Below are 22,688 nucleotides of genomic sequence, written 5' to 3'. Positions count from 1 at the left end.
CGTCGAGGTGAGGACGGGCGGGGCGGCCCGACGGACGCGGCCGCCCGCCGGCCCCGGCTTCGTGCCGGGGCGGCGGGCGGAATGCGCCGGACCGTACTCAGGCGACGGTCAGGACGATCTTGCCGGTGGTGCGGCCCTGCGCGCCGATCTCGTGGGCCTCGGCCGCCTGCTCCAGCGGCAGCACCGTGTCGACCAGCGGCTTCAGCAGGCCCTGCTCGACGAGCGCCGCGATCTCCCGCAGACCGCCCAGGTCCGGCTCCACCAGGACCCAGGAGGCGTGCACACCCTGCGGGTCGGCCGGGAGGGAGTCGGGGCCGGGCAGGGTCACCAGGTGGCCGCCCGCCTTGAGGACCTTCAGCGAGCGCCCGGTGTAGTCCCCGCCGATGGCGTCGATCACGACATCCACGTCCGCGACGGCGTCCTCGAAGTCCGTGGTGCGGTAGTCGATCACCTCGTCGGCGCCGAGCTCACGCAGCAGCGCGTGCTTGCCCTCGCTCGCGGTGCCGATCACGTACGCGCCGCGGGCCTTGGCGATCTGTACCGCCAGGTGGCCGACGCCGCCGGCCGCCGCGTGCACCAGCACCCGCTGGCCGGCACGCACCCCGGCCGTGTCCACCAGGGCCTGCCAGGCGGTCAGGGCGGCCAGCGGCAGCGCCGCGGCCTGCACGTGGTCCAGCGCGGCCGGCTTGGCGGCGAAGTGCCGGGCCGGAGCCGTCACGTACTCGGCGTAGCCGCCCGCCTGCCGCGGGAAGTGCGGCATGCCGTACACCTCGTCACCGGGGGAGTGGAGGGTCACGCCGGGGCCGACCGCCTCGACGGTGCCGGAGACGTCCCAGCCGACGATCGGGTGCTCGCCCCAGGCGATGAGCGCCCCGCTCTCCCGGGTCTTCCAGTCGACGGGGTTGACGCCGGCCGCGTGGACCCGGACGAGGACCTCGCCCAGACCGGGCTCGGGCCGGTCGATCTCCCGCTCGACCAGGTTCTCCGGGCCGCCCCACTCGTTCACGACGATCGCGCGCATTTCTGTCCGCCTCATTCCATCCGCAGGTGTCGGGATCCGGGTCGTTTCCCGGCGACGTGTCCCAGATTCGGGCAGGGCCCCCCTCGACGGTGTTGGCCGTTTGGCCACTATGTGACAGGATCTGGCCATGAGCGAGATGCGGGAACACACCGAGCACACGGCCCGCCCCGGGAACGGCACGGACGGACGGCACCTCGTCGCGGTGCTCGCCCTGCCGGGCTTCCCCCCGTTCGAGCTGGGCATTCCCTCCCGGGTCTTCGGCAGCGCCGTGGGCGAGGACGGCGAAGACCTCTACGAGGTCGTCGTCTGCACCGCCGACGGTGCCCCCGTGCTCAGCGACTCCGGCTTCACCCTCCAGCCCGCCGCCGGGCCCGAGGCCCTCGCCGCCGCCGACACCGTGATCGTCCCGCCCACCCACGCCATGCCGGAGCTGGCCCTCGGCGGGCCGCTGCCGCCCGCGGTCGCCGCGGCCATCGCCCGCATCCGCCCCGGCACCCGCCTCGTGTCGATCTGCACCGGCTCCTACGTGCTCGCCGCCGCCGGCCTGCTCGACGACCGGCCCGCGACCACCCACTGGAACCTCGCCCGGGAGTTCCGCCGCGCCTACCCGAGGGTGCGCATCGACGAGGACGTCCTCTTCGTCGACGACGGCGACGTCCTCACCTCGGCCGGCGTCTCCGCCGGGGTCGACCTGTGCCTGCACATGATCCGCCGCGACCACGGTGTCGCCGTCACCAACCGGGCCGCACGCATGTGCGTCGTCCCGCCCTGGCGTGACGGCGGCCAGGCTCAGTACATCGACCGCCCCGTCCCCGAACCGACCGTCGCCACCACCACCGCCACCCGCGCCTGGGCCCTGGAACGCCTCGCCGAACCGCTCGCCCTCGGCGAGCTGGCCGCGCACGCCCGGATGAGCCTGCGCACCTTCACCCGGCGCTTCCGCGACGAGGTCGGCATGACCCCGGTGCAGTGGCTCACCGCCCAACGCCTGGAACTGGCACGCCACTTGCTGGAATCCAGCGATCTCCCGGTCGACCTGGTAGCCCACCGTGCGGGCTTCGGATCGGCCAACTCCCTCCGCCAGCACATGCGTTCCACGCTCGGCGTCTCCCCGATCGCCTACCGGCGCACCTTCCAGCCCGCCTCGGCATGACCTGCGGGGTAATCGCCGCCGGGTTCGCGCCCTGACAGGATCGGATCAACGGCCCGCACCGGCGGGCCCGTGCACAGGGGGAGAGACCATGACCGCGTACGCCATCGCCCACATACGCCCCGACACCATGAACGAGGACATCCTCGAGTACATCGAGCGGATCCCGTCGACGATGGAACCCTTCGGCGGCCGCTTCCTCGTCCACGGCAAGGAGGTCGAGGTCATGGAGGGCCCCTTCCCCGGCACCGTCGTCATGATCGGCTTCCCGGACATCGAGAGCGCCCGCGCCTGGTACGCCTCCGACGCCTACCGGGCCATCATCCCGCTGCGCACCGACCACATCCCGGGCGAGGTCATCCTGGTCGAGGGCGTCCCGGCCGACTACGACGCCCGGCGGACGGCCGCGGCCCTGCGCGAAGCCGCGGGGCGGCGATGAACCCGGCCGTCTACATCCTCGGCGGACCGGACGGATACGGCGCCACCGACGACGACTGGGGGGCCGGCGGCCTGGAACTCGACCTGCTGGCCGGTCCGGACCTCCTGCTGACGCTGATGCGCCGGGGCTGCTCGTACGGACAGCCGTACTCCTGGCGGCCCGACGACGAGATCGAGGCGGGCGTCGCGGTGGACCCGGACCGCCAGGTCCTGCGGCTGTTCGCCCTGGAGGGCCCCTCCATCGAGCCGTACACCCGCCGGGCCGCCTTCGCCCTCCTGCGGGCCGCCTGGCCCGGCTGGGAGGTCCACTGGATCTACGGCGCCCAGACCGGGCTGCGGAGCCACCTCGGCCTCGACCCCGCGGACGACGAGGACCGCGAGCGCCCGGCGTGGCCCGACGACCTCTTCGTCTCCCGGCCCAGGGTGCCGCACACCCCGGTTCCGGGCGTGCTGTCCACCGTGGTGACCCTGGACGGCCCGGACCGCTGCCACCTGGTGGGCTACGGCTTCGACCACCCCGTCATGCACGGTCCGGCCCTGCTCGGCCTCCTGGACGGGGCGACGGACGAGGGCGGCCACCACGGGCTCGCCGAGGGCGGCGTGCACATCGACGGGCACCGCCGCCGGGTCGGCTGGTGGACCATCGGGACCCAGATCCACTCCGACACGGTGGCCGCGCGCTGGCCGGGCTGGACGGTCGAGTTCTGGGAGGACCGCTGGGCCGAGCATCGCGCGGCCTCGGGCGGCCGCTTCGATCCGACCGAGCCGGACGACACGGCCGCGCTGATCTCCGTACGGGACGCGGCGCTACGGCACTGGACGCCGCTCCCCACCGATGAACGCGACGGGCTCATCTGCCTGGCGGGACTCACCGGGAGGAGCCTCACCACCCGGCAGGCGCCGCCCGTTCGGGCCCGGATCGAGGCGGCGTACCGGCAGGCCGCCGGGGGATGACGAGGGATGACGGGGGGTGACAGGGGATCGCGACCTGCGAGCATGGGCGGTATGGCTACTCACTTGATCACCGGTGCCGGCTCCGGCATCGGCGCCGCCGTCGCCGCCCGGCTGCACGCCCGCGGTGACGACCTCGTCCTCCTCGCCCGCGACGCCGGCCGGGCCCGCGAGCTCGTCGACCGTTACCCCGGCGCCACCTCCCTCGTCGGCGACCTCGCCGATCCCGACCGGCTCTCGTGGGCTTTCTCCAAGCAGGCCGTCCCGGAGCGGATCGACTCCCTGCTGCACATCGCCGGGATCGTCGACCTCGGACCGGTCGGCGAGCTCCGGCCCAAGACCTGGCACCAGCAGCTCAACGTGAACCTGATCGCCCCCGCCGAGGTCACCCGGCTGCTGCTGCCCACCCTGCGCGCCTCCCGGGCCGACGTCGTCTTCGTGAACTCCGGCGCCGGGCTGCGCGCCCACGCCGACTGGAGCGCCTACGCCGCCTCCAAGCACGGGCTCAAGGCGCTCGCCGACTCGCTGCGCGACGAGGAGAAGCCCCACGGCATCCGCGTCACCTCCGTCTACCCGGGCCGCACCGCCAGCCCCATGCAGGCCAAGGTGCACTCCCAGGAGGGCAAGGACTACGACCCGGCCGACTGGATCGACCCCGAGTCCGTGGCGACCACCATCGTCATGGCCATCGACCTGCCCCGCGACGCCGAGGTCAACGACCTGAGCGTCCGGCCGGGCCGATGAGCGCCGGCGCCACCGGCGTCGGATCGCTGCCCGGCGGCGACGCCCGCGAGGCAGCGAAGACCGTCACCGGGTCCTTCGAGGAGTTCCCCTACCTCGCCGAGCTGCCCGCCCGCGGGCCCGGCGCGGACATGATCGGCCGCTCCCTCGGCCTCCTCGTCGACATGTACGCCCACGTCGAGCCCAGCGGCTGGCGGATCAGCGACCGCCCGGGACGGGACTCGAAGCGCTCCCGGTCCTGGCTCGGCGAGGACCTCGACGCGCTGGAGGAGTTCACCCAGGGCTACACGGGCAAGCTCAAGGTCCAGGCCGTCGGGCCGTGGACGCTGGCCGCCGCCCTGGAACTGCACGGCGGCGAAGCCATGCTCCAGGACCCGGGAGCCTGCCGGGACCTGGCCGGATCGCTGGCCGAGGGGCTGCGCGAGCACCTGGCCGACGTACGCAAGCGCGTCCCCGGGGCGCAGGTCGTGCTCCAGCTCGACGAGCCCTCCCTGACCGCCGTACTGCTCGGCCGGGTCCGCTCCGCGAGCGGCTACCGCACCTACCGCGCCGTCGACCGGCAGGTGGTCGAGGGCGCGCTGCGCGACCTGTTCGCCGTCCACGACGGGGAGGTCGTCGTGCACTCCTGCGCGCCCGAGGTCCCCTTCGCGCTGCTCCGCAGGGCCGGCGCCACAGGGGTGTCGTTCGATTTCTCCCTGCTCACCGAGCGCGAGGACGACGCCATCGGGGAAGCGGTCGAGAGCGGCACGAAACTCTTCGCCGGAGTGGTGCCCGGCACCGACGCCCCGTTGTCGGACCCGGGCGGTAGCGTCATGGGTGTCAGGAAGCTTTGGCGCAGGCTGGGGCTGACCCCGGGGACTCTGGCGGAGTCCGTCGTGGTCACCCCGTCGTGCGGTCTGGCGGGCGCTTCGCCCGCCTACGCCCGCGCGGTGCAGGCGCATTGCGTCAGGGCGGCGAGGTCGCTCGCCGACAACCCTGAGTGACGGTCGAGGACGGGCCACGGGAGGACACGGCATGGCAGCCGAACAGCAGGACACGGCAGTACCGGCGGCGGTGCGTGACCAGCACGCACTGCTGGCGGAGCAGGTCGAGGAGCACCGCTTCCGGTACTACGTGAACGACCAGCCGGTCGTCAGCGACGCCGAGTTCGACCAACTGCTGCGCTCGCTGGAGGCACTGGAGGAGCAGTACCCGGAGCTCCGCACGCCCGACTCGCCCACCCAGAAGGTGGCCGGGGCGTACGAGACGGACTTCGCCTCCGTCGAGCACCGGGAGCGCATGCTCTCCCTCGACAACGCCTTCGACGACGAGGAACTGTCGGCCTGGGCCGAGCGGGTGGCCCGGGACGTGAACACCTCGGACTACCACTACCTGTGCGAGCTGAAGGTGGACGGCCTCGCCGTCAACCTCACCTACGAGAACGGCCGTCTGACCCGGGCGGCCACCCGCGGCGACGGCCGCACCGGTGAGGACATCACGCCCAACGTCCGCACCATCGCCGAGATCCCGGACCGGCTGAAGGGCGACCGGATCCCCGCCCTGGTCGAGATCCGCGGCGAGGTCTACTTCCCGATGGAGAAGTTCCAGGAGCTCAACGCCCGTCTGGTGGAGGCGGAGGGCAAGCCCTTCGCCAACCCGCGCAACGCGGCAGCCGGTTCGCTGCGACAGAAGGACCCCAAGGTCACCGCGAGCCGCCCGCTGCACATGGTCGTGCACGGCATCGGCGCCCGCGAGGGCTTCGAGATCGAGCGCCAGTCGCAGGCGTACGAGCTGCTCCACGAGTGGGGTCTGCCGACGGCGCGGCACAACAAGGTGGTCGCCACGCTCGCCGAGGTCCGGGACTTCATCGCGGACTTCGGCGTGAACCGGCACTCGGTGGAGCACGAGATCGACGGCGTGGTCGTCAAGCTCGACGAGATCGCCCTCCAGGGCCGGCTCGGCTCCACGGCGCGCGCCCCGCGCTGGGCCATCGCCTGGAAGTACGCGCCCGAGGAGGTCAACACCAAGCTGATCGACATCAAGGTCGGCGTCGGTCGCACCGGCCGCGTAACCCCCTACGCGCAGGTGGAGCCGGTGAAGGTGGCCGGCTCCGAGGTGGAGTTCGCCACCCTGCACAACCAGGAGGTCGTCAAGGCCAAGGGCGTCCTCATCGGGGACACCGTCGTCCTGCGCAAGGCGGGCGACGTCATCCCCGAGATCCTCGGACCGGTCGTGGACCTGCGCGACGGCAGCGAACGGGAGTTCGTGATGCCGGCCGAGTGCCCGGCCTGCGGGACGGAGCTGCGGCCCATGAAGGAAGGGGACATCGACGTCCGGTGCCCCAACGGCCAGAGCTGTCCGGCCCAGTTGCGCGAACGGATCTACTACCTCGCCGGCCGGCAGTCCCTGGACATCGAGAACTTCGGCATCGTCGCGGCCGCCGCGCTGACCGGCCCGCTGGAGCCCGCGACGCCGCCGTTGCTGGACGAGGGCGATCTGTTCGGCCTGACCATCGAGCAGTTGCTGCCCATCAAGGCGTACGTCCTGGACCAGGACAGCGGGCTGCCCAAGCGGGACCCCAAGACGGGCGAGGAGAAGATCGTCACGGTCTTCGCGAACCAGAAGGGCGAGCCGAAGAAGAACGCCCTGTCCATGCTGGAGCACATCGCCGCCGCCAAGGACCGCCCGCTCGCCCGCATCATCAACGGCCTGTCGATCCGGCACGTCGGACCGGTCGCGGCCGAGGCCCTCGCCCGGGAGTTCCGGTCGATCGAGCGCATCGAGCAGGCCACCGAGGAGGAGCTGACGGCCACCGAGGGCGTCGGCGCGATCATCGCCGCCTCGCTCAAGGAGTGGTTCGCCGTCGACTGGCACCAGGAGATCCTGCGCAAGTGGCGGGAGGCCGGGGTCCGGATGGAGGAGGAAGGTTCCGCCGAGGAGGAGGGCCCGCGACCGCTGGAGGGGCTGACCGTCGTCGTCACCGGCACATTGCAGAGCCACACGCGGGACGGCGCCAAGGAGGCCCTGCAGAGCCGCGGCGCCAAGGTCACCGGATCCGTGTCGAAGAAGACCTCCTTCGTCGTGGTCGGCGACAACCCGGGCTCGAAGTACGACAAGGCCGTGCAGTTGAAGCTCGCCGTCCTCGACGACGCCGGATTCGCCGTCCTGCTGGAACGGGGGCCGGACGCGGCGCGCGAGGCCGCGCTCCCGGTGGACGGCCAGGGCCAGGGCGGAGCGCAGTAGTACCGAAGGGGGAATCGCCGAAGGGGAGTAGTGAAGGCGAACGGATGCGTGGCGTGCGGCCGTACGGGCGGGCGCACGCCAGGCGCGGCGAACGGTGGTAAACGGCCGGTACAAGGCTGGTCGCAGGCCGGTGAGCTGTCGGATCATCGGATGGGTGACAGGGGGCCCGGTCCAAACTCACCCGTTCGGCGGATACCGTACTGATGAGGATGGCTGGGTCGCATTCGGGCAACCACTGCCGACCGCTGCCCCTGGGAGCCTCGCGCGTCCTACTGTTGAGGGGTGCGCCTGTCGTGCACGGCTGCAGGATGCGATTTCGGCCGTGGTGGCATGACATCGGGGCCATCGCGTGACATCGGCATCGCCGGCTGTGAGAGGTACGGGCATGAAACCCACCGAAAGCGCCGACCCGTCACCTGAACTCGGCGGGGAAATCCCGTCCATGCGGGCGGGCCGGACGGGCAGGATCGGTCTCCTGGGTGCCAGGACACCGGAGACCCGACCGGTCCCCACAGGTGCGGGCGGGCAGGAGCGGCGCGGCGCGCTGCCCTTCATCGTCGTGGGCCTCGCCGTCACGGTCCTCACCGTCGGCATCGTCTCCGCACTGAGCGGTCGTCATGCGCTGTTCCCCGGCGGGCCGGTCGGCTGGGCCCTGGCCCTGCTCACCGGCATCATCGTCGGCCACCTCGTCGCCCTCGGCCGCGACCGCTGGTGGGGCGGCACCGGATCGGGCGCGGCCCTGACCCTCGGCGTGCTCATCCTCTACGGATGGGTCCCCGCCGGGCTCGTCTCGCTGGCCGTGGTCTCCCTGGTGGGGGCCGCACGCCGACACCGCTGGCGGCAGGGGCTGCTGCACGGTTCCGTGGACCTCCTCGGCATCGGCGTCGGAGCGCTCGTGCTCGCCGCCTTCGGCGAGGTGCCCTCCGTCGAGACGCCCTGGCTCCCCAGCTTCTGGGGGCTGGAGGCGATCCCCGAGATCGTCCTCGTCGCCGTCGCCTACCTGCTCGCCACCCGGTTCCTGCTCTGGGTCGCCCTGGCCCCGCGCGGCGACGGGCTGCCCACCGTCGCCCGCACCGCCCTGCTCCGGCAGGCCTTAGTGGCCGTGGCGCTGCTCGGCATCGCCCCCCTCATCTGCGTCGTGGCCGTCACCCAACCGGTCCTGCTGCCGCTGTTCGCCGTACCGCTGATCGCACTGGACTCCACCCTGTGGATCGCCCGGGCCCGCGCCGAGGAACAGCTGCGGGACCCGCTGACCGGACTGCCCAACCGGCAGTGGCTGCTGGAGCGGGCCTGGTCCGCCCTGGACGAGGCCGAACGTTCCGGCACCCGGGCCGCCCTCGTGCTCATCGACCTGGACCGCTTCCGGGCCGTCAACGACACCCTGGGGCACCTCGCCGGCGACCGCCTGCTCCTCCAGATCGCCGAACGGCTGCGCCAGGCCCTGCCCGAGGACGCCGAGGCGGCCCGGCTCGGCGGCGACGAGTTCGCCGTGCTGCTCCCCTTCGCCGACTCCACCACCAGCGCCCAGCGCATCGCCCGCCACCTCGTCGCGGAGCTCAGCTCCCCCCTCGACCTGGACGGCCTCACGCTCGTCCTGGAGGCCAGCGCGGGCCTCGCCGTCTTCCCCGACCACGCGCTCGACGCGGAGGGGCTGCTGCGGCGCGCGGACGTCGCGATGTACCAGGCGAAGCGCGACCGTACGGGCGTCGAGGTGTACGAGTCCAAGCGGGACAGCAACACCCCCGACCGCCTGGGCCTCCTCGGCGACCTCCGCAGGGCCCTCGACGCCGGCGAAGTGGAACTCCACTACCAGCCGAAGGTCCGCTTCGACGGCCAGGTCGCCGGGCTCGAAGCCCTGGTGCGCTGGGTGCATCCGGAACGCGGGCGGGTGTCCCCGGACGAGTTCATCGCGATCGCCGAGACCTCCGGGCTGATGCCGCACCTGACCGAGTACGTGCTGGAGACGGCCCTCGCCCAGGTGGCACGGTGGCGGGCCCAGGGCCTCAAGGTCCCGGTGGCCGTCAACGTCTCGCCCCGCGACGTCCACACCCCGGGCTTCGCGGGAGCGGTCGCCGCCAGACTGGCCCGCCACGGGGTCCCGGCGAGCGGGCTGCAGCTGGAGATAACGGAACACGTCCTGCTGGAGGACCCCCAGCGGGCGGCCGACACCATGGCCGGGCTCACCGGCCACGGCGTGAAGATGTCCCTGGACGACTTCGGCACCGGCTACTCCTCGCTCGTCCACCTGCGCCGCCTGCCGGTCAGCGAGCTGAAGATCGACCGGTCGTTCGTCGGCCGGCTGGCGGTCGACGCGCAGGACGCGGAGATCGTCCGCTGCACGGTGGACCTGGCGCACTCGCTGGGCCTGCTGGTCGTGGCGGAGGGCGTGGAGGACGACGAGACGTGGGAGCGGCTGCGGGACCTGGGCTGCGACGCCGTCCAGGGCTGGCTGGTGGCCGCCGCCATGCCGCCCCAGGAGGCCACCGCCTGGCTCCTGGCCCGCGGCGAACGCGGCTGGCGCCGCCCGGCGGACATCACGGCGGAACTGGCCGCGGCCGAGGCCGACGCGGTCTGACCGCCGTCGGCCGCGCCGGGCGCGGCCCCGCTGCCGGGACCCCGCCCCCGCACCCCCGCGCCTCAGACGCCGGCCGGGCTGGATTCGGTTCGGTCGGTACCGGCCGTCGGCTGGCCGGCTCGCCGCGCAGCGGCAACTTCGGCCCCGCCGGCGTTCGAGGCGCCGGGTCGGGCAGCACCTGCGGGCCCCGCGCAGCGGTCCCGTCCCGGCATTCGCGCAAACCGTTTCGCAGGCCGAGCGCCCCGCCCCATAGGATTGGGTCCGAAACGAAACATCCACCCACCCCCAGAGGATCGCTGCATGCCTGGCATTACGCGCGAGGAGGTCGTCCACCTCGCTCGGCTGGCGCGCCTTGAGCTGTCCAGCAACGAGCTGGATCACTTCGCCGGACAGCTCGGCGACATCATCGGCGCGGTCGCCCGCGTTTCCGAGGTCGCCGACCAAGACGTCCCGCCGACCTCCCACCCGCTGCCGCTGACGAACGTCATGCGCGCGGACGAGGTCCGTCCGTCGCTCACCCCCGAGCAGGCGCTCTCCGGTGCTCCCGCCCAGGAGCAGCAGCGTTTCAAGGTGCCGCAGATCCTGGGGGAGGACTAACAACCATGGTCGACATCATCAAGCTCACGGCCGCGCAGACCGCCGAGAAGATCGCCTCCGGCGAGCTCACGGCCGTCGAGGTGACCGAGGCCCACCTGGCCCGCATCGACGCCACCGACGAGAAGGTCAACGCCTTCCTGCACGTGGACCGCGAGGGCGCGCTCGCCCAGGCCCGCGCCGTCGACGCCAAGCGCGCGGCCGGCGAGAAGCTCGGTCCGCTGGCCGGCGTCCCCCTCGCCCTCAAGGACATCTTCACCACCGTCGGGGTCCCGACGACCGTCGGTTCGAAGATCCTCGAAGGCTGGATCCCGCCCTACGACGCCACCCTGACGCGCAAGCTGAAGGAAGCCGACGTCGTCATCCTCGGCAAGACCAACATGGACGAGTTCGCCATGGGGTCCTCCACCGAGAACAGCGCCTACGGACCCACCGGCAACCCCTGGGACCTCACCCGGATCCCCGGCGGTTCCGGCGGCGGCTCCGCCGCGGCCCTCGCCGCCTTCCAGGCCCCGCTCGCCATCGGCACGGACACCGGCGGTTCCATCCGCCAGCCCGCCGCCGTCACCGGCACGGTCGGCGTGAAGCCCACGTACGGCGGCGTCTCCCGCTACGGCATGGTGGCCTTCTCCTCCTCCCTCGACCAGGGCGGGCCCTGCGCCCGCACGGTCCTGGACGCGGCCCTGCTGCACGAGGTGATCGCCGGGCACGACCCGCTCGACTCCACCTCCATCGACGCCCCGGTCCCGCCGGTCGTCGAGGCCGCCCGCAACGGGTCGGTCGCCGGCATGCGCGTCGGTGTGGTCAAGCAGTTCGCCGGTGAGGGCTACCAGACCGGTGTCGTCCAGCGCTTCAACGAGTCGGTGGAGCTCCTCAAGGAGCTGGGCGCCGAGATCGTCGAGCTGGACTGCCCCTCCTTCGACCTCGCGATGGCCGCGTACTACCTGATCGCGCCCTCCGAGTGCTCCTCCAACCTGGCCCGCTTCGACGCCATGCGCTACGGCCTGCGCGTCGGCGACGACGGAACGAAGTCCGCCGAGGACGTCACCGCCCTGACCCGCGAAGCCGGCTTCGGCGACGAGGTCAAGCGCCGCATCATCCTCGGCACGTACGCCCTCAGCTCCGGCTACTACGACGCGTACTACGGCTCCGCCCAGAAGGTCCGCACGCTCATCACGCAGGACTTCGAGAAGTCCTTCGAGAAGGTCGACGTGATCGTCTCCCCGACGACCCCGACCACCGCCTTCCCGATCGGCGAGCGCACCGACGACCCGCTGGCCATGTACCTCGCGGACCTGTGCACCATCCCGACCAACCTGGCCGGCAACTCCGCCATGTCGCTGCCCTGCGGCCTGGCACCGGAGGACGGTCTCCCGGTCGGGCTCCAGATCATCGCCCCGGCGATGAAGGACGACCGGCTCTACAAGGTCGGCGCCGCCGTCGAGGCCGCCTTCGTCGCACGCTGGGGTCACCCGCTGCTTGAGGAGGCACCGTCCCTGTGAGCACCAGTGCACTGACCAAGGCCAAGGGCTTCAAGAAGTCCAAGACCGGCACCTACCTGTCGATCGGCACCACCGCCTTCGGCGCGATCAGCGTGATCAAGCAGGTCAAGAAGGCCCGCAGCGAGCACGACGTGCTGAAGCTGGTCGACGCCGCCGTGTCCGCCGCCGCCATCGTCACCGGCCTCGCGATCCTGTACCGCGAGCTGAAGCGCCTGGGCGACGACGACGTCCTGCTGGGCTGAGAGGGAAAGTTTCACCGTGACCACCTTCACCGAACTGCTCTCGTACGAGGACGCTCTCGCCTCGTTCGACCCCGTCATGGGCCTCGAGGTCCATGTCGAGCTCGGCACCAAGACCAAGATGTTCTGCGGCTGCTCCACCGAGCTGGGCGCCGAGCCCAACTCGCAGACCTGCCCGACCTGCCTCGGTCTGCCCGGCTCCCTGCCGGTCGTCAACGCGATCGGCGTCGAGTCGGCCATCAAGATCGGCCTCGCGCTGAACTGCGAGATCGCCGAGTGGTGCCGCTTCGCCCGGAAGAACTACTTCTATCCGGACATGCCGAAGAACTTCCAGACCTCCCAGTACGACGAGCCCATCGCCTTCAACGGCTTCCTGGACGTCCAGCTGGAGGACGGCGAGATCTTCCGCGTGGAGATCGAGCGCGCCCACATGGAGGAGGACACCGGCAAGTCGCTGCACGTCGGCGGCGCCACCGGCCGTATCCACGGCGCGTCCCACTCCCTGCTGGACTACAACCGCGCCGGCATCCCGCTCATCGAGATCGTCACCAAGCCCATCGAGGGCGCGGGCGAGCGGGCCCCCGAGGTCGCCAAGGCGTACGTCGCCGAGCTGCGTGAGGTCATCAAGGCGCTCGGCGTCTCCGAGGCCCGCATGGACAAGGGCCAGATGCGCTGCGACGTGAACCTGTCGCTGCGCCCGACCCCCGAGTCCGAGTTCGGCACCCGCTCGGAGACCAAGAACGTCAACTCCCTGCGCTCCGTGGAGCGCGCGGCCCGCTTCGAGATCCAGCGCCACGCTGCGGTGCTCTCGTCGGGCGGCTCGATCGTGCAGGAGACCCGGCACTTCCACGAGGAGGACGGCTCCACCACGGCCGGCCGCATCAAGGACAACGCCGAGGACTACCGGTACTTCCCGGAGCCCGACCTGGTCCCCGTCGCCCCGGCCCGCGACTGGGTCGAGGAGCTGCGCGGCGGTCTGCCCGAGATGCCGCGCGTGCGCCGCAACCGGCTCCGCGAGGAGTGGGACGTCACCGAGCACGACATGCAGTCGATCCTCAACGCGGGCGCGGTGGACTCCATCGTCGCCACGATCGAGGCCGGCGCCGACTCGGCCGCCGCGCGCAAGTGGTGGATGGGCGAGCTGGCCCGTAACGCCAACGAGCAGGGTGTCGTGGTCGACGAGCTGCCGATCACCCCGGTGCAGGTGGCCCGGGTGGCGGCCCTGGTCGCCGACGGCTCGCTCAACGACAAGCTGGCCCGCAAGGTCCTCGAAGGCGTCCTCGCCGGCGAGGGCACCCCGGACGAGGTCGTCGAGAAGCGCGGCCTGAAGGTCGTCTCGGACGAGGGCGCGCTCGGCGCGGCCGTGGACGAGGCCATCGCGGGCAACGCGGCCATCGCGGACAAGATCCGCGGCGGCAAGATCGCCGCCGTCGGCGCCCTGGTCGGAGCGGTCATGAAGACCACCCGCGGCCAGGCCGACGCGGCGCGCGTGAAGGAGCTCATCCTGGAGCGCCTGGGCGTCTCCGAGTAGTCCTCTCCCCGTACGACGGCCCCGCACCGGATCCTTCCCGGTGCGGGGCCGTCGTCGTTCAGACTGGGTACGGGGTGATCGCGCGCGCCCGGCGCGCGATCGGGGGACTCGGGGGGTGCGCCGATGGAGATCGGTGCGATCGTCATCGCGGTGGCGGGTGTCGCGGGCACGCTGGGCGGCGCGCTGCTCACCCAACGGGGTGCGGAGCGTGCGAAGCGCCGTGAGATCGAGCTCGTGCGCGCCCACGACGAGAAGCGCGAGAACCAGGCGCTGCGGCGCACCTGTTACGTGGACCTCAACCGGGACGCCCGGCAGTTCACCACCGCGCTCAACCGGCATCTGCACACCCTGCGGGAACGCGGGGTCGAGGACGGTGACCGGGTCGCGCTCGACGCGGCCAAGAATGCCTTCCGCGACCGCTACTCCGAGGCGCAGATGGTCGCCCCCGACGAGGTCCTGGCGTCCGCGACCTCCGTTCACCACGCCCTGACCGCGGTCTACGGGCAGGTGAAGCGTCTGGAGCGGGGGACGCCGGATCCGGGGGAGTCGATGGAGACGGCGGCCCGGGCGCAGCACGGGATCTGGGACCCGCTCCGGGTGATGCGGGCGGCCATGCGCGCCGACCTCGGCGTGGGTTGACGCGGCCGGACGGGAGGCCGGGCGCGCCCCTGACGGACCGAACGGGCCGCGCCGGTGCATCAGCTGCCGGCGCGACCGGCGCGGCCCGCGGTTCGAGGACCGCGTTCGTCAGCGCGTCAGTTGCGGGCCGGCGATGACCACCTTGCCCACGTCGCAGCCCGCTTCCACCTTGAGCCGCAGGCGCAGGGCACCGCTGACGTCCACCCGCTTGGTGATGGGATTGCCCAGCGTGACCAACTCGGAAAAGGCGGCGGGCTGCCCGTCGAGCGCGATGGTGACCCGGCCCTTCTCGTGGGTGGAACCGTCGTCGATCCCGGCCGTGAAGTCCAGGTACTTCCACTCACGGTTGAGGTCGAACTCCGCGATCGCGTCGCCGTTGCAGCCCAGGTCGGCGATGAACGCCGCGCCGTACTGCTTGGTGTTGATCTTCGCCGCTCCCACCACGAAGTCCCCCAGCCCGTCGACCGCGTTCATGACGGTCAGATCGGCGGCGTTGACGCCCGGAGCAACGCCCCCGGGAGGCTTGGACGCCGTGCCGGTGGGCTGGGTCAGGGGTGCGTCTGCGCCGGTCCCGGACGGGCCGGGGGACGCGGAGGCGGACGGGGACGGCCGGTCGGGGGCGGCGGAGCTCGCGGCCCCGGCCGGCTTGTCGCTCCCGGCCGCCCGGTCCGCCCCCTGGTCCTTGTCCTTCAGCAGCTGTACGCCGACCACCGCGAGCGACGCCAGCACCAGTACCCCGGCCACCGAGCCCAGGACCAGGCCGGTCCGCCGCTTCTTCTTCGGCGGTACGGGCTCCGGGGCGGGGGCCGGGTTCAGGTTGTACGTGGGCCCGTACCCGGCGGGCACCGCGGACGGCCCCGGCTCCGGCTGCGAGGCGGGGATCGGGGCGGGGACCGAGGCGGGGATCGGCGCGGTCGCCGGTTCCGAGTGCAGGGGCTGCGCGGGCTGCGCGGGCTGCACCGGCTGGGTGGTCGGCGTGTGCGCGGGCGGCGGCGCGACCGGCTGCGGCGGGACCGTCGGCGGTGCGGCCGCGAGCGGCGCCACCACCGGCGGCGGGGCGGCCGGCCTGGGCGGGGCCTCCTGGGCGGCCCGCTGCGAGGTGGCCGTGGTCGTGGACACCACCGCGTGGCGGACGTCCTTCATCCAGCCGGCCAGGTTCACCGGCCGCTTCCCCGGGTCCGCCGCGTAGATGGCGGTGATCCGTGCCCGCTGCTCGGCGTCCAGCACCGCGATCTGCGGCAGCGCGGTCAGTGCCTGCGCGAGCTGCTCCGGCGTGGTCGGCGGGGACTCCCCGCTCAGCAGGAAGTACGCGATCGCCCCGAAGGCGTACCGGTCCGTGCCCGGAGTCCGCTTGCCGTCGAAGACCTCGGGCGCCGCGTAACCCGGGGTGAACCAGACCTCGGCCGTCTGGTGGTCGGCGGTCAGCTTGCTGAGGCCGAAGTCCACCAGGGTGGCCTGCCCGTGCGCGTCGACCATCACATTGCCGGGGGAGAGGTCGCCGTGGACGACCTGGCGCCCGGACGGGGTGGCCTTCCCCGAGTGCAGCCAGTCGAGGACGTCGGCCAGCTGCTCCAGCGTGCGCATCACCTCGCGCCGCTCGGCGGCGGTGGCCAGCGTCCGCTCGGCCCGCCAGTCCCTCAGGTCCAGCCCGTCGACGTGGTTCATGACGAGGACCAGCGCCCGCCCCGTCAGGGTCGAGGACTCCCCGGGCCGGTGGATCGGCGGCCCCTCGAAGTGCTCGCGCACGCCCACGACACCGGGCCGGTGGACGAATCTCAGCAGCTCGGCCTGCTCGTTCCACTTCTGGCTGATCCGGTCGAAGATGTCCGGCGTGATGGTCGTCTTGGAGTCGAGCACTTTGACGACCACGGGTTCGGATCCGCCGGCGAGCTCGATCTCGGCGAGATAGAGCACGGCCTCTCCGCCGCGCCCGATCGAGCGGAGCAGGCGGTACCGGTCCGCTGCCGCGTCCGGACCGATGTGCAGGTTCTGACTGGTCAATGTCCCCCACCTCAAGGTGCTTTGAGAGGCCATCAGCTTCCAGTGGGGAGGGGCGCGCGGTCAACGGGAATCGGAAATCCCCGGAGCGGTTCACCCTTTTATCTGCGGATCGTCGACGGGCCGCAGGCGACCGGCGGCGGTGGCCGGCGGCCACCGGTCGTCGCCGCGGGTGTCCGGACACGCCACCGGGCGCCCGGCTTCCGGAACCGCCCCGTGGGCGGCCTCCGTTCGCCGAGCGCCCGGTAGGGGCGGCCGTGCTCAGCCGGTCGCCCGCGCGGCCTCCGGAGCGGTGAGGAAGGCCAGCCGGGCCGGCTTGGCCGGGAGGTAGACCTCGGGCAGGTCGATCTCCGGGAGCACGACCTGCGGTCCGAGCACGAAGCCGGTGCGCTCCATGAGGGAGACGGCCTTGGTGTTGCGGGTGTCCGGTTCGACGACCATGCGCCGCGCGGCCTCGTCGGAGAACACGAACGTGATGAAGACGGTCATCAGGGAGCCGGTGAAGCCGTGCTCGGGCGCGCCTGTGGTCGGGCCGATCAGCAGGTGCGCGCCGACGTCCCCGGGCTGGACCTCGTAGCACTCGCCGACCCGGTCCTCGGCGCAGTCGTACGTCTGGAACAGGGCGACCTGCTCGCCGTCGCGGCGCACCATGAAGGCGTGGTGGGTGGTGCGGCGGTCGATGTCCTCGTAGATCTCCTGGACCAGTTCGCGGCTCGCCTCGCCCATGCCCCAGAAACGGGCCCGCTCCTGCGTGACCCAGCGGTGGATCAGCGCGGCATCGGCCGCCGGTTCGACGGGGGTGAGGGTGACGGTGCCGAAGCCCTCGACGACCTGGGTGTGTACGGGCTGCCGCTCGGAGGGGGCGGAGGTCATATCGCCTCCTTGTCGAGGCGGGACCAGTCGGTGACCACGGGGACGAGTTCGCACCGGGCCCACAGGGACAGCTGGTCGCGGTGGTGGGGTGAACCGGTGACGCCGTCCGCGCCCAGCGGTACCGTCCACAGGCTGTCCTCGCGGCGGGCGAGGTCCCAGACGTAACGGGCCGCCGAGGCGCGGGCGGTGAGGTCGGTGAAGCCGGGGACGGTGGAGGTGGCGTTCACGCAGTCGTGGTCGCCGCCGAGACCGGGCCACTCCGTGGCCTCGAGGTCGGGCACGGCCTGCCACGGGGTGAGGCGGTGGACCTGTGACCAGGGGGTGTCGGGGGTGTCGGCCGCGGCCGTCTCCTCCAGGGCGGCCCGGACGTGCGCCGCCCGGTCGAGGCCGGGGACGAGGGAGGTGGTGAGCAGGCCTTCGAGGGCGTAGCCGATCTTCGGGAGCAGGTACAGCCATGGGTGGAAGACGGCCGGGCCGGGGGGCGCCCCCCACAGGCCCTCGAAGACGGGGTCGGCGGCGAAGCGGCGTACGGTCGCGCCGCGGAAGGCCGAGAAGACGGTGGCGTCGGTGCTGTCGGCAGCCATGTGCCGGTCCCAGGCCAGCAGCCGGGTCCGCAGGGCCTGCGCCGCCGGGGTCAGGTCCGCGAGGTCGGGCAGCAGTGCGAGCAGGGGCGCGGCCGAGGCCAGGTGCGTGTCCCGGTGTACGTCGGCCATCGCCTTCGGGGACCAGTCCGCGGAGCCGCTGAGCAGCTCGCGGATGCGGTTGGCGCGGTGCGGGGGTGCGAACTCCACGCCGAGCGGGGAGGCGATGCCGCGCGCGTTCGCCATGACGGCGAAGCCCTGCACCGGCTCGGCGGGGGTCGGGGCCCAGCCCTGCCAGGCGTGCTGCGGGTCCCAGGCGGGCACGGGGCGCAGCCGGTTGGCGCGGTGGCGCAGCGGCACGGCGCCCGCGACGCGGTGCAGCAGGCCGCCCGCGGAGTCGGCGGCGTGGACGACGTTGACCGGCTCGGCCCAGCCGTCGAAGGCCCGGTCGATGTCGGCGACGGTACGGGCGCGCAGCAGCGCGGGGAGGGCGGCGAAGCCGAGGTCCAGCCGGACGCGCGGCGGGTAGCGCAGGGAGAGGGTCTGGGGGCTGCCGTCGGCGTGGCCCTCGGCTTCGGCGTGCGCGTCGGCGCCGAGGTCGCCGTCCGCGTGGACGATCACGGGGCCGCGCGGGGTCTCCAGGACCTCCACCTCGACGTCGTCGCCGTCGGCCACGGTGATCGTCTCGATGTGGCGGGAGACGGGCTCCCAGGCGCCGTCCGCGCCGAGGGCCCGCACGGTGCCGTCGTCGTCCCGCCGCAACTGCTCGACGTACAGGTCCTGGTAGTCGGACATCGCGTTGGTGATCGCCCAGGCGGCGGTGCCGGTGTGCCCGAAGTGGCCGAGGCCGGGGACGCCGGGGACGGCGAGGCCCAGGACGTCGTAGTCCGGACAGGAGAGACGTATCTGCTGGTAGACGCCCGGGTCCTCGATGAACCGGTGCGGGTCGCCCGCGATGATCGCCGAGCCGGTGGTGGTGCGGTCGCCCGGCACCAGCCAGCCGTTGCTGCCGGCCGTGCCGGGGCCGTCGGTGGCGAAGAGGGTGACCGCCTCGTCGCCGAGGGCGCGGGCCACGCGCTCACGCCACAGCTTGGTGGCGAAGCCGGCGAACAGGATGTGTGTGGCGATCCAGATGGCCAGGGGTACCCACGGCTCCCACGGGGTGGGGGTCAGGCCCGTGCGCGCGAAGCGTTCGTCACGGGCGGCGCCGGCGGCGAGCCCCTCGTTCACCCCGTCCACGTACGCGCGCACCCAGGCCGCGGTGTCGGGGTCGTCGGCCTCCATGGCCTCGTAGCAACGGCGGGCCGTGTCGGCCAGCCGGGACTGGCGGGCGAAGCGATCCCAGGTGACGGCGTCCGCTCCGAGGAAGGAGGCGCTGGAGCCCTCCGAACGGTGCCGTTCGACCTCCAACTGCCAGGCGCGGTCGAAGGCGGTGACGCGGCCCTGGGCGTGGACGAGCCGGAGTTCGTCGGATGCGCGGAGGTGGGGGATGCCCCACGCGTCGCGGTACACCCCGTAGGATTCCGGAGTCTCCGCAGAAGGCTCGCCCCGATCCGCTCCGTGCGACCGGGCGTCACCGTTCTCGCTGCTGGCACTGCTCACGCTGCTCACACTCTTCCCCGACGTGCGTTTAGGTTAGGCTGACCTAACTATAGGGGCGCAAGGGGAGGGGTCGGACATGGCGGTCGGCAAGGGCTGGGAGGGCGTGGTCCTCAAGCTCATGCGGGGCAAGGACTTCACGTTCACGGTCACGGGAGCGGAAGACCTCACGGAGAACTACCGCCGCGTGAGTTTCACGGACGGCGGGCTGCTCGCGGCCGCGGGCGAGTCGCTGCACCCGACGATGTGGGTGCGCGTCTGGTTCCAGGGCGCGGGCAAGCCGCACCAGCGGGCCTACACGCTCGTGGACCCGGATCCGCAAGCGGGCACCTTCAGCTTCGAGTTCGCCCTGCACGACGGGGTCGCCAGTGCCTGGGCGCGCGACGCCAAGCCCGGCGACACGGTCGAGGCCACCGTCCAGGGGACCGGATTCACGGCCCCGACGCCGGCCCCGGAGCGGCTGCTCGTCATCGGTGACTCGGCGTCCCTGCCGGCGATCAACTCGCTGCTGGACACCTACCCGCACACCCCGGCGACCATCTGGTTCGAGACGCAGCACGACTCGGACGAGCGGCTGCCGATGCGGGTGGAGCAGGGTCGGCACGACATCCGCCGGGTGCGGCGGGGCGGCACGGCCCTGGCCGACCGGGTGCGCGCCGAGCTGCCCGAGCTGGCCGGGGACCCGGAGGCGGCGTACGTCTGGCTGGCGTGCGACACGGTGACGACGCGCGCCCTGACGGCGTACCTGCGCAAGGATCTCGCGCTGCCCAAGCAGCGGGTCAACTCGCTGGGCTACTGGCGGCCGGAGGCCTGAGCTGGCCCCCGAGGCCTGAGCCCGGTACCCGGGAGGTGCCGCAGTCGCGACCGTTCGCCTGCTCGGAGCCCGCTAGTGCCGTGACCGGAAAGGTTCACCGGGTCGCGCTGCCCGGCACGGCACCTCGCCGCGTTGTCGGACCACGGCGGTACGTCCGGTACGAGCCGTGGCCCTCCGCCTTGCGATGTACCGCACCGGACAACGCGACCCGGCAAACCTTTCCAGTCACGGCACTGGACGACCTAGGCGCCGGTCGTGCCGTCGATCCCCTCGCGGAGGAAATCGGCGTGGCCGTTGTGGCGGGCGTACTCGTGGATGAGGTGGAGCATCACCAGGCGCAGCGAGGCCTCCTCCTTCCAGCTCGGCACGTACGCCGTCACGTCCAGGGACGCGGCGGCGGCCTCGATCCGGCGGGCGTGCGCGACCTCCTCCTGCCAGGCGGTGAACGCCTCCGCGCGGCCGGCGCCGGAGGCGTCGTAGGCGGCCTGGAAATCGTGCGTGTCCGACCACAGGTGCGGGAGGTCCTGGCCGTCGAGGACCCGGCGGAACCAGTGCCGCTCGACCTCGGCCATGTGCCGGACCAGCCCCAGCAGGGACAACGTGGACGGCGGCATCGAGGCGCGGCGCAGCTGCTCGTCGGTGAGGCCCTCGCACTTCCAGGCGAGGGTGGCCCGGTGGTAGTCGAGGAAGGTCCGGAGGGTTTCGCGTTCGTCCCCGGTCAGGGGCGGGCTGATGCGTTCCATGGGAGTGATCCTGCCCGTTGCCGCCGGGCCCGCACAGAGCCGGGCCGGCCCCCGCGCTACGAGGCGGCGGCGGTCCATGTGTACGGCACCGTCACGCCCAGGGTCCCGAAGCCCAGGCGCTCCAGGATCGGGCGGCTGTCGTCCGACGCGTCCACCTGCACGTAGGGGATGCCGAGCTCCGCCGCCAGGCGGGCGCGGTGGGCGACCAACGAACGGTAGATGCCCCGGCCGCGCCACTCGGGGATGGTGCCGCCGCCCCAGAGGCCCGCGAAGGCCAGGCCCGGCCGCATCTCCATCCGGGCCGCGCTCACCGGGGTGTCGCCCGCCATCGCGAGCACCGCGGCGATCGTCTCCGGCTCCTCGCGCAGCTTGTCGAGCAGCTGCTCCCGGAGCCGCGGTCGCTCCCGCCCGAAGGCCCGGGTGTGGACCCGCATCATCAGGTCGACGCCGGCCTCGTCCGTCACCACCCGCAGGGTGATCCCCTCCGGCGGCTCCACCGGCAGTTTCGCCAGCTCGGACACCAGGCCCACCATCAGGGTCTCGGGCGGCTCCGGCACGAAGCCCGCCGCCCGCAGCCGGTCCCCGAGGTCCGCGGGCCGGTCGTGGTCGTAGAGCTTCCACTCGAACTCCGGACAGCCGCGTCCCGCGAAGAACGCCACCTGCGCCGCGATCTCCGCGTCCGCCGTGCCCTCGTCGAGGTCCGACCAGAGCACCCCGTTCCATCCGAGGGCGGGCGCGACGGCCCGCACGACGGCGCCGGCGCGCTCCACGGTCGCGTGCGGGCCGTCCGCCTGCGCGCCTTCACGCACCTCGGCGTCGAAGTGGGCACGCACCTTCATCAGTTCATCAAGATCGATCGTCATGACCCCAGCTCACCAGTGTCGGACGGGTGCCACAACTGCATTAGCCTCACCCCCGTGAACCACGACTCCACCATCTACACCGGTAAGGCCACCCCCGACGCGGCCGCCGACCGCGGCTGGCTCCTCGGCCACTTCAAGGACCCCTCCGATCCCCGCCACAGCGAGGACGTGGAGATCAAATGGGGTGTCCACCCGAAGGGCGACGAGCGGGAGCGGTGGGCGACCGCCGAGAAGCGCACCGCCCTGCTGGTGTTGATCAGCGGACGTTTCCGGCTGGAGTTCCCCGGGCGTACCGTCGTCCTCGCCGAGCAAGGGGACTACGTGCTCTGGGGGCGCGGGATCGACCACTCCTGGTACGCGGAGGAGGACGCCGTCGTCCTCACCGTCCGGTGGCCCTCGATCCCGGGCTACCGGGTGGACGAACCCGAAGCGCGGCTGGAGGCCGGCGCCCCGGGCCTTACCGCGACGCTGTGACGATGCACACGAAACGGGCCAACGATCACGAAACGCTGAGATCGTTGAGGGTGTAGACCCTCTGCGCCGAGCTTCCCCCGGGTGACCCCCGGCCCCTCGGCCGGGCCTTCACGCGTTCATGCGTTCTTTGCGACGGGCTG

The 22,688-nt window shown here is 72.6% G+C and carries 20 protein-coding genes; 14 read left to right on the top strand and 6 right to left on the bottom strand.

Annotation, left to right across the window (positions count from 1 at the left end; all coding sequences use genetic code 11):
* Positions 1-97: 97 nt before the first annotated feature.
* The gene (locus ACGFYY_RS00245; protein WP_393706399.1) at positions 98-1,021 is read right to left on the bottom strand and encodes an NADP-dependent oxidoreductase; all 924 of its coding nucleotides are present in this window, start codon (positions 1,019-1,021) and stop codon (positions 98-100) included.
* Between the two features lie 136 nt (positions 1,022-1,157).
* Between ACGFYY_RS00245 and ACGFYY_RS00240 the strand changes: the two genes are divergently transcribed.
* The 12 genes from ACGFYY_RS00240 (at position 1,158) to ACGFYY_RS00185 (ending at position 14,603) form a co-directional block, all read left to right on the top strand.
* Positions 1,158-2,174, top strand: coding sequence for a GlxA family transcriptional regulator (locus tag ACGFYY_RS00240; protein ID WP_393706806.1), 1,017 nt, complete (start codon positions 1,158-1,160; stop codon positions 2,172-2,174).
* Between the two features lie 88 nt (positions 2,175-2,262).
* A complete protein-coding gene (locus tag ACGFYY_RS00235) occupies positions 2,263-2,610 on the top strand; it encodes a DUF1330 domain-containing protein (RefSeq protein ID WP_393706398.1) in 348 nt (115 codons plus the stop codon).
* Positions 2,607-3,563 (top strand): hypothetical protein, encoded by a 957-nt coding sequence (locus ACGFYY_RS00230; protein WP_393706397.1) that lies wholly within the window; start codon positions 2,607-2,609, stop codon positions 3,561-3,563. The genes ACGFYY_RS00235 and ACGFYY_RS00230 overlap by 4 nt, the downstream gene beginning before the upstream one ends.
* A 51-nt stretch (positions 3,564-3,614) precedes the next feature.
* A complete protein-coding gene (locus ACGFYY_RS00225) occupies positions 3,615-4,304 on the top strand; it encodes an SDR family oxidoreductase (RefSeq protein WP_393706396.1) in 690 nt (229 codons plus the stop codon).
* Entirely contained in the window at positions 4,301-5,284 is a 984-nt protein-coding gene (locus tag ACGFYY_RS00220; RefSeq protein WP_393706395.1) for a methionine synthase, read from the top strand. Before ACGFYY_RS00225 ends, ACGFYY_RS00220 begins: the two co-directional genes overlap by 4 nt.
* A gap of 31 nt (positions 5,285-5,315) precedes the next feature.
* Entirely contained in the window at positions 5,316-7,523 is a 2,208-nt protein-coding gene (gene ligA, locus ACGFYY_RS00215; RefSeq protein WP_393706394.1) for an NAD-dependent DNA ligase LigA, read from the top strand.
* Positions 7,524-7,908: 385 nt separating this feature from the next.
* Entirely contained in the window at positions 7,909-10,098 is a 2,190-nt protein-coding gene (locus ACGFYY_RS00210; RefSeq protein WP_393706393.1) for a putative bifunctional diguanylate cyclase/phosphodiesterase, read from the top strand.
* 300 nt (positions 10,099-10,398) lie between these two features.
* Positions 10,399-10,695 carry an Asp-tRNA(Asn)/Glu-tRNA(Gln) amidotransferase subunit GatC gene (gatC, locus tag ACGFYY_RS00205; RefSeq protein WP_030010586.1) on the top strand — a complete coding sequence of 99 codons (297 nt, stop codon included), beginning with the start codon at positions 10,399-10,401 and terminating at the stop codon, positions 10,693-10,695.
* A 5-nt stretch (positions 10,696-10,700) separates the two neighbouring features.
* Entirely contained in the window at positions 10,701-12,194 is a 1,494-nt protein-coding gene (gene gatA / locus ACGFYY_RS00200) for an Asp-tRNA(Asn)/Glu-tRNA(Gln) amidotransferase subunit GatA (protein ID WP_365281325.1), read from the top strand.
* Positions 12,191-12,436: a hypothetical protein gene (locus ACGFYY_RS00195; protein ID WP_030010588.1), complete on the top strand. Its 246-nt coding sequence runs from the start codon at positions 12,191-12,193 to the stop codon at positions 12,434-12,436. Before gatA ends, ACGFYY_RS00195 begins: the two co-directional genes overlap by 4 nt.
* 16 nt (positions 12,437-12,452) lie before the next feature.
* On the top strand, positions 12,453-13,964 hold the full coding sequence (gene gatB, locus ACGFYY_RS00190; RefSeq protein WP_365281322.1) for an Asp-tRNA(Asn)/Glu-tRNA(Gln) amidotransferase subunit GatB: 1,512 nt from the start codon (positions 12,453-12,455) through the stop codon (positions 13,962-13,964).
* 123 nt (positions 13,965-14,087) lie between these two features.
* A complete protein-coding gene (locus tag ACGFYY_RS00185; RefSeq protein ID WP_393706392.1) occupies positions 14,088-14,603 on the top strand; it encodes a hypothetical protein in 516 nt (171 codons plus the stop codon).
* Positions 14,604-14,711: 108 nt separating this feature from the next.
* Here ACGFYY_RS00185 and ACGFYY_RS00180 read toward each other — a convergent pair whose 3' ends face one another.
* From ACGFYY_RS00180 to ACGFYY_RS00170, 3 genes are all read right to left on the bottom strand, one after another.
* Positions 14,712-16,604, bottom strand: a complete 1,893-nt coding sequence (locus ACGFYY_RS00180) for a protein kinase (RefSeq protein ID WP_393706391.1) — start codon at positions 16,602-16,604, stop codon at positions 14,712-14,714.
* A gap of 258 nt (positions 16,605-16,862) precedes the next feature.
* Complete coding sequence (locus tag ACGFYY_RS00175) at positions 16,863-17,474, bottom strand: GNAT family N-acetyltransferase (RefSeq protein ID WP_393706390.1); 612 nt, start codon at positions 17,472-17,474, stop codon at positions 16,863-16,865.
* Positions 17,471-19,567 carry a penicillin acylase family protein gene (locus ACGFYY_RS00170; RefSeq protein ID WP_393706805.1) on the bottom strand — a complete coding sequence of 699 codons (2,097 nt, stop codon included), beginning with the start codon at positions 19,565-19,567 and terminating at the stop codon, positions 17,471-17,473. Before ACGFYY_RS00170 ends, ACGFYY_RS00175 begins: the two co-directional genes overlap by 4 nt.
* A gap of 166 nt (positions 19,568-19,733) precedes the next feature.
* Between ACGFYY_RS00170 and ACGFYY_RS00165 the strand changes: the two genes are divergently transcribed.
* Positions 19,734-20,468, top strand: coding sequence for a siderophore-interacting protein (locus tag ACGFYY_RS00165; protein ID WP_365281304.1), 735 nt, complete (start codon positions 19,734-19,736; stop codon positions 20,466-20,468).
* A gap of 242 nt (positions 20,469-20,710) precedes the next feature.
* On the opposite strand, the gene ACGFYY_RS00160 is transcribed toward ACGFYY_RS00165, so the two are convergent.
* The gene (locus ACGFYY_RS00160; protein WP_365269316.1) at positions 20,711-21,211 is read right to left on the bottom strand and encodes a DinB family protein; all 501 of its coding nucleotides are present in this window, start codon (positions 21,209-21,211) and stop codon (positions 20,711-20,713) included.
* Positions 21,212-21,267: 56 nt separating this feature from the next.
* Complete coding sequence (locus tag ACGFYY_RS00155; RefSeq protein WP_393706389.1) at positions 21,268-22,074, bottom strand: GNAT family N-acetyltransferase; 807 nt, start codon at positions 22,072-22,074, stop codon at positions 21,268-21,270.
* A gap of 54 nt (positions 22,075-22,128) precedes the next feature.
* Between ACGFYY_RS00155 and ACGFYY_RS00150 the strand changes: the two genes are divergently transcribed.
* The gene (locus ACGFYY_RS00150; protein ID WP_393706388.1) at positions 22,129-22,548 is read left to right on the top strand and encodes a signal peptidase I; all 420 of its coding nucleotides are present in this window, start codon (positions 22,129-22,131) and stop codon (positions 22,546-22,548) included.
* The last annotated feature ends 140 nt before the right edge of the window (positions 22,549-22,688 follow it).

This window comes from Streptomyces sp. NPDC048331 (assembly GCF_043201215.1).
Classification (GTDB): Bacteria; Actinomycetota; Actinomycetes; order Streptomycetales; family Streptomycetaceae; genus Streptomyces.
The sequence above is the reverse complement of the archived record's forward strand: the minus strand, read 5'-3'. Positions and strand labels throughout refer to the sequence as shown.

Coding starts and splice junctions, on each gene's coding strand:
- ACGFYY_RS00155 (WP_393706389.1), bottom strand. CDS start 22,074: ATGACGATCGATCTTGATGAACTGATGAAGGTGCGTGCCCACTTCGAC.
- ACGFYY_RS00245 (WP_393706399.1), bottom strand. CDS start 1,021: ATGCGCGCGATCGTCGTGAACGAGTGGGGCGGCCCGGAGAACCTGGTC.
- ACGFYY_RS00240 (WP_393706806.1), top strand. CDS start 1,158: ATGCGGGAACACACCGAGCACACGGCCCGCCCCGGGAACGGCACGGAC.
- ligA (WP_393706394.1), top strand. CDS start 5,316: ATGGCAGCCGAACAGCAGGACACGGCAGTACCGGCGGCGGTGCGTGAC.
- ACGFYY_RS00165 (WP_365281304.1), top strand. CDS start 19,734: ATGGCGGTCGGCAAGGGCTGGGAGGGCGTGGTCCTCAAGCTCATGCGG.
- gatC (WP_030010586.1), top strand. CDS start 10,399: ATGCCTGGCATTACGCGCGAGGAGGTCGTCCACCTCGCTCGGCTGGCG.
- ACGFYY_RS00160 (WP_365269316.1), bottom strand. CDS start 21,211: ATGGAACGCATCAGCCCGCCCCTGACCGGGGACGAACGCGAAACCCTC.
- ACGFYY_RS00225 (WP_393706396.1), top strand. CDS start 3,615: ATGGCTACTCACTTGATCACCGGTGCCGGCTCCGGCATCGGCGCCGCC.
- ACGFYY_RS00210 (WP_393706393.1), top strand. CDS start 7,909: ATGAAACCCACCGAAAGCGCCGACCCGTCACCTGAACTCGGCGGGGAA.
- ACGFYY_RS00175 (WP_393706390.1), bottom strand. CDS start 17,474: ATGACCTCCGCCCCCTCCGAGCGGCAGCCCGTACACACCCAGGTCGTC.
- ACGFYY_RS00220 (WP_393706395.1), top strand. CDS start 4,301: ATGAGCGCCGGCGCCACCGGCGTCGGATCGCTGCCCGGCGGCGACGCC.
- ACGFYY_RS00185 (WP_393706392.1), top strand. CDS start 14,088: ATGGAGATCGGTGCGATCGTCATCGCGGTGGCGGGTGTCGCGGGCACG.
- gatA (WP_365281325.1), top strand. CDS start 10,701: ATGGTCGACATCATCAAGCTCACGGCCGCGCAGACCGCCGAGAAGATC.
- ACGFYY_RS00230 (WP_393706397.1), top strand. CDS start 2,607: ATGAACCCGGCCGTCTACATCCTCGGCGGACCGGACGGATACGGCGCC.
- ACGFYY_RS00235 (WP_393706398.1), top strand. CDS start 2,263: ATGACCGCGTACGCCATCGCCCACATACGCCCCGACACCATGAACGAG.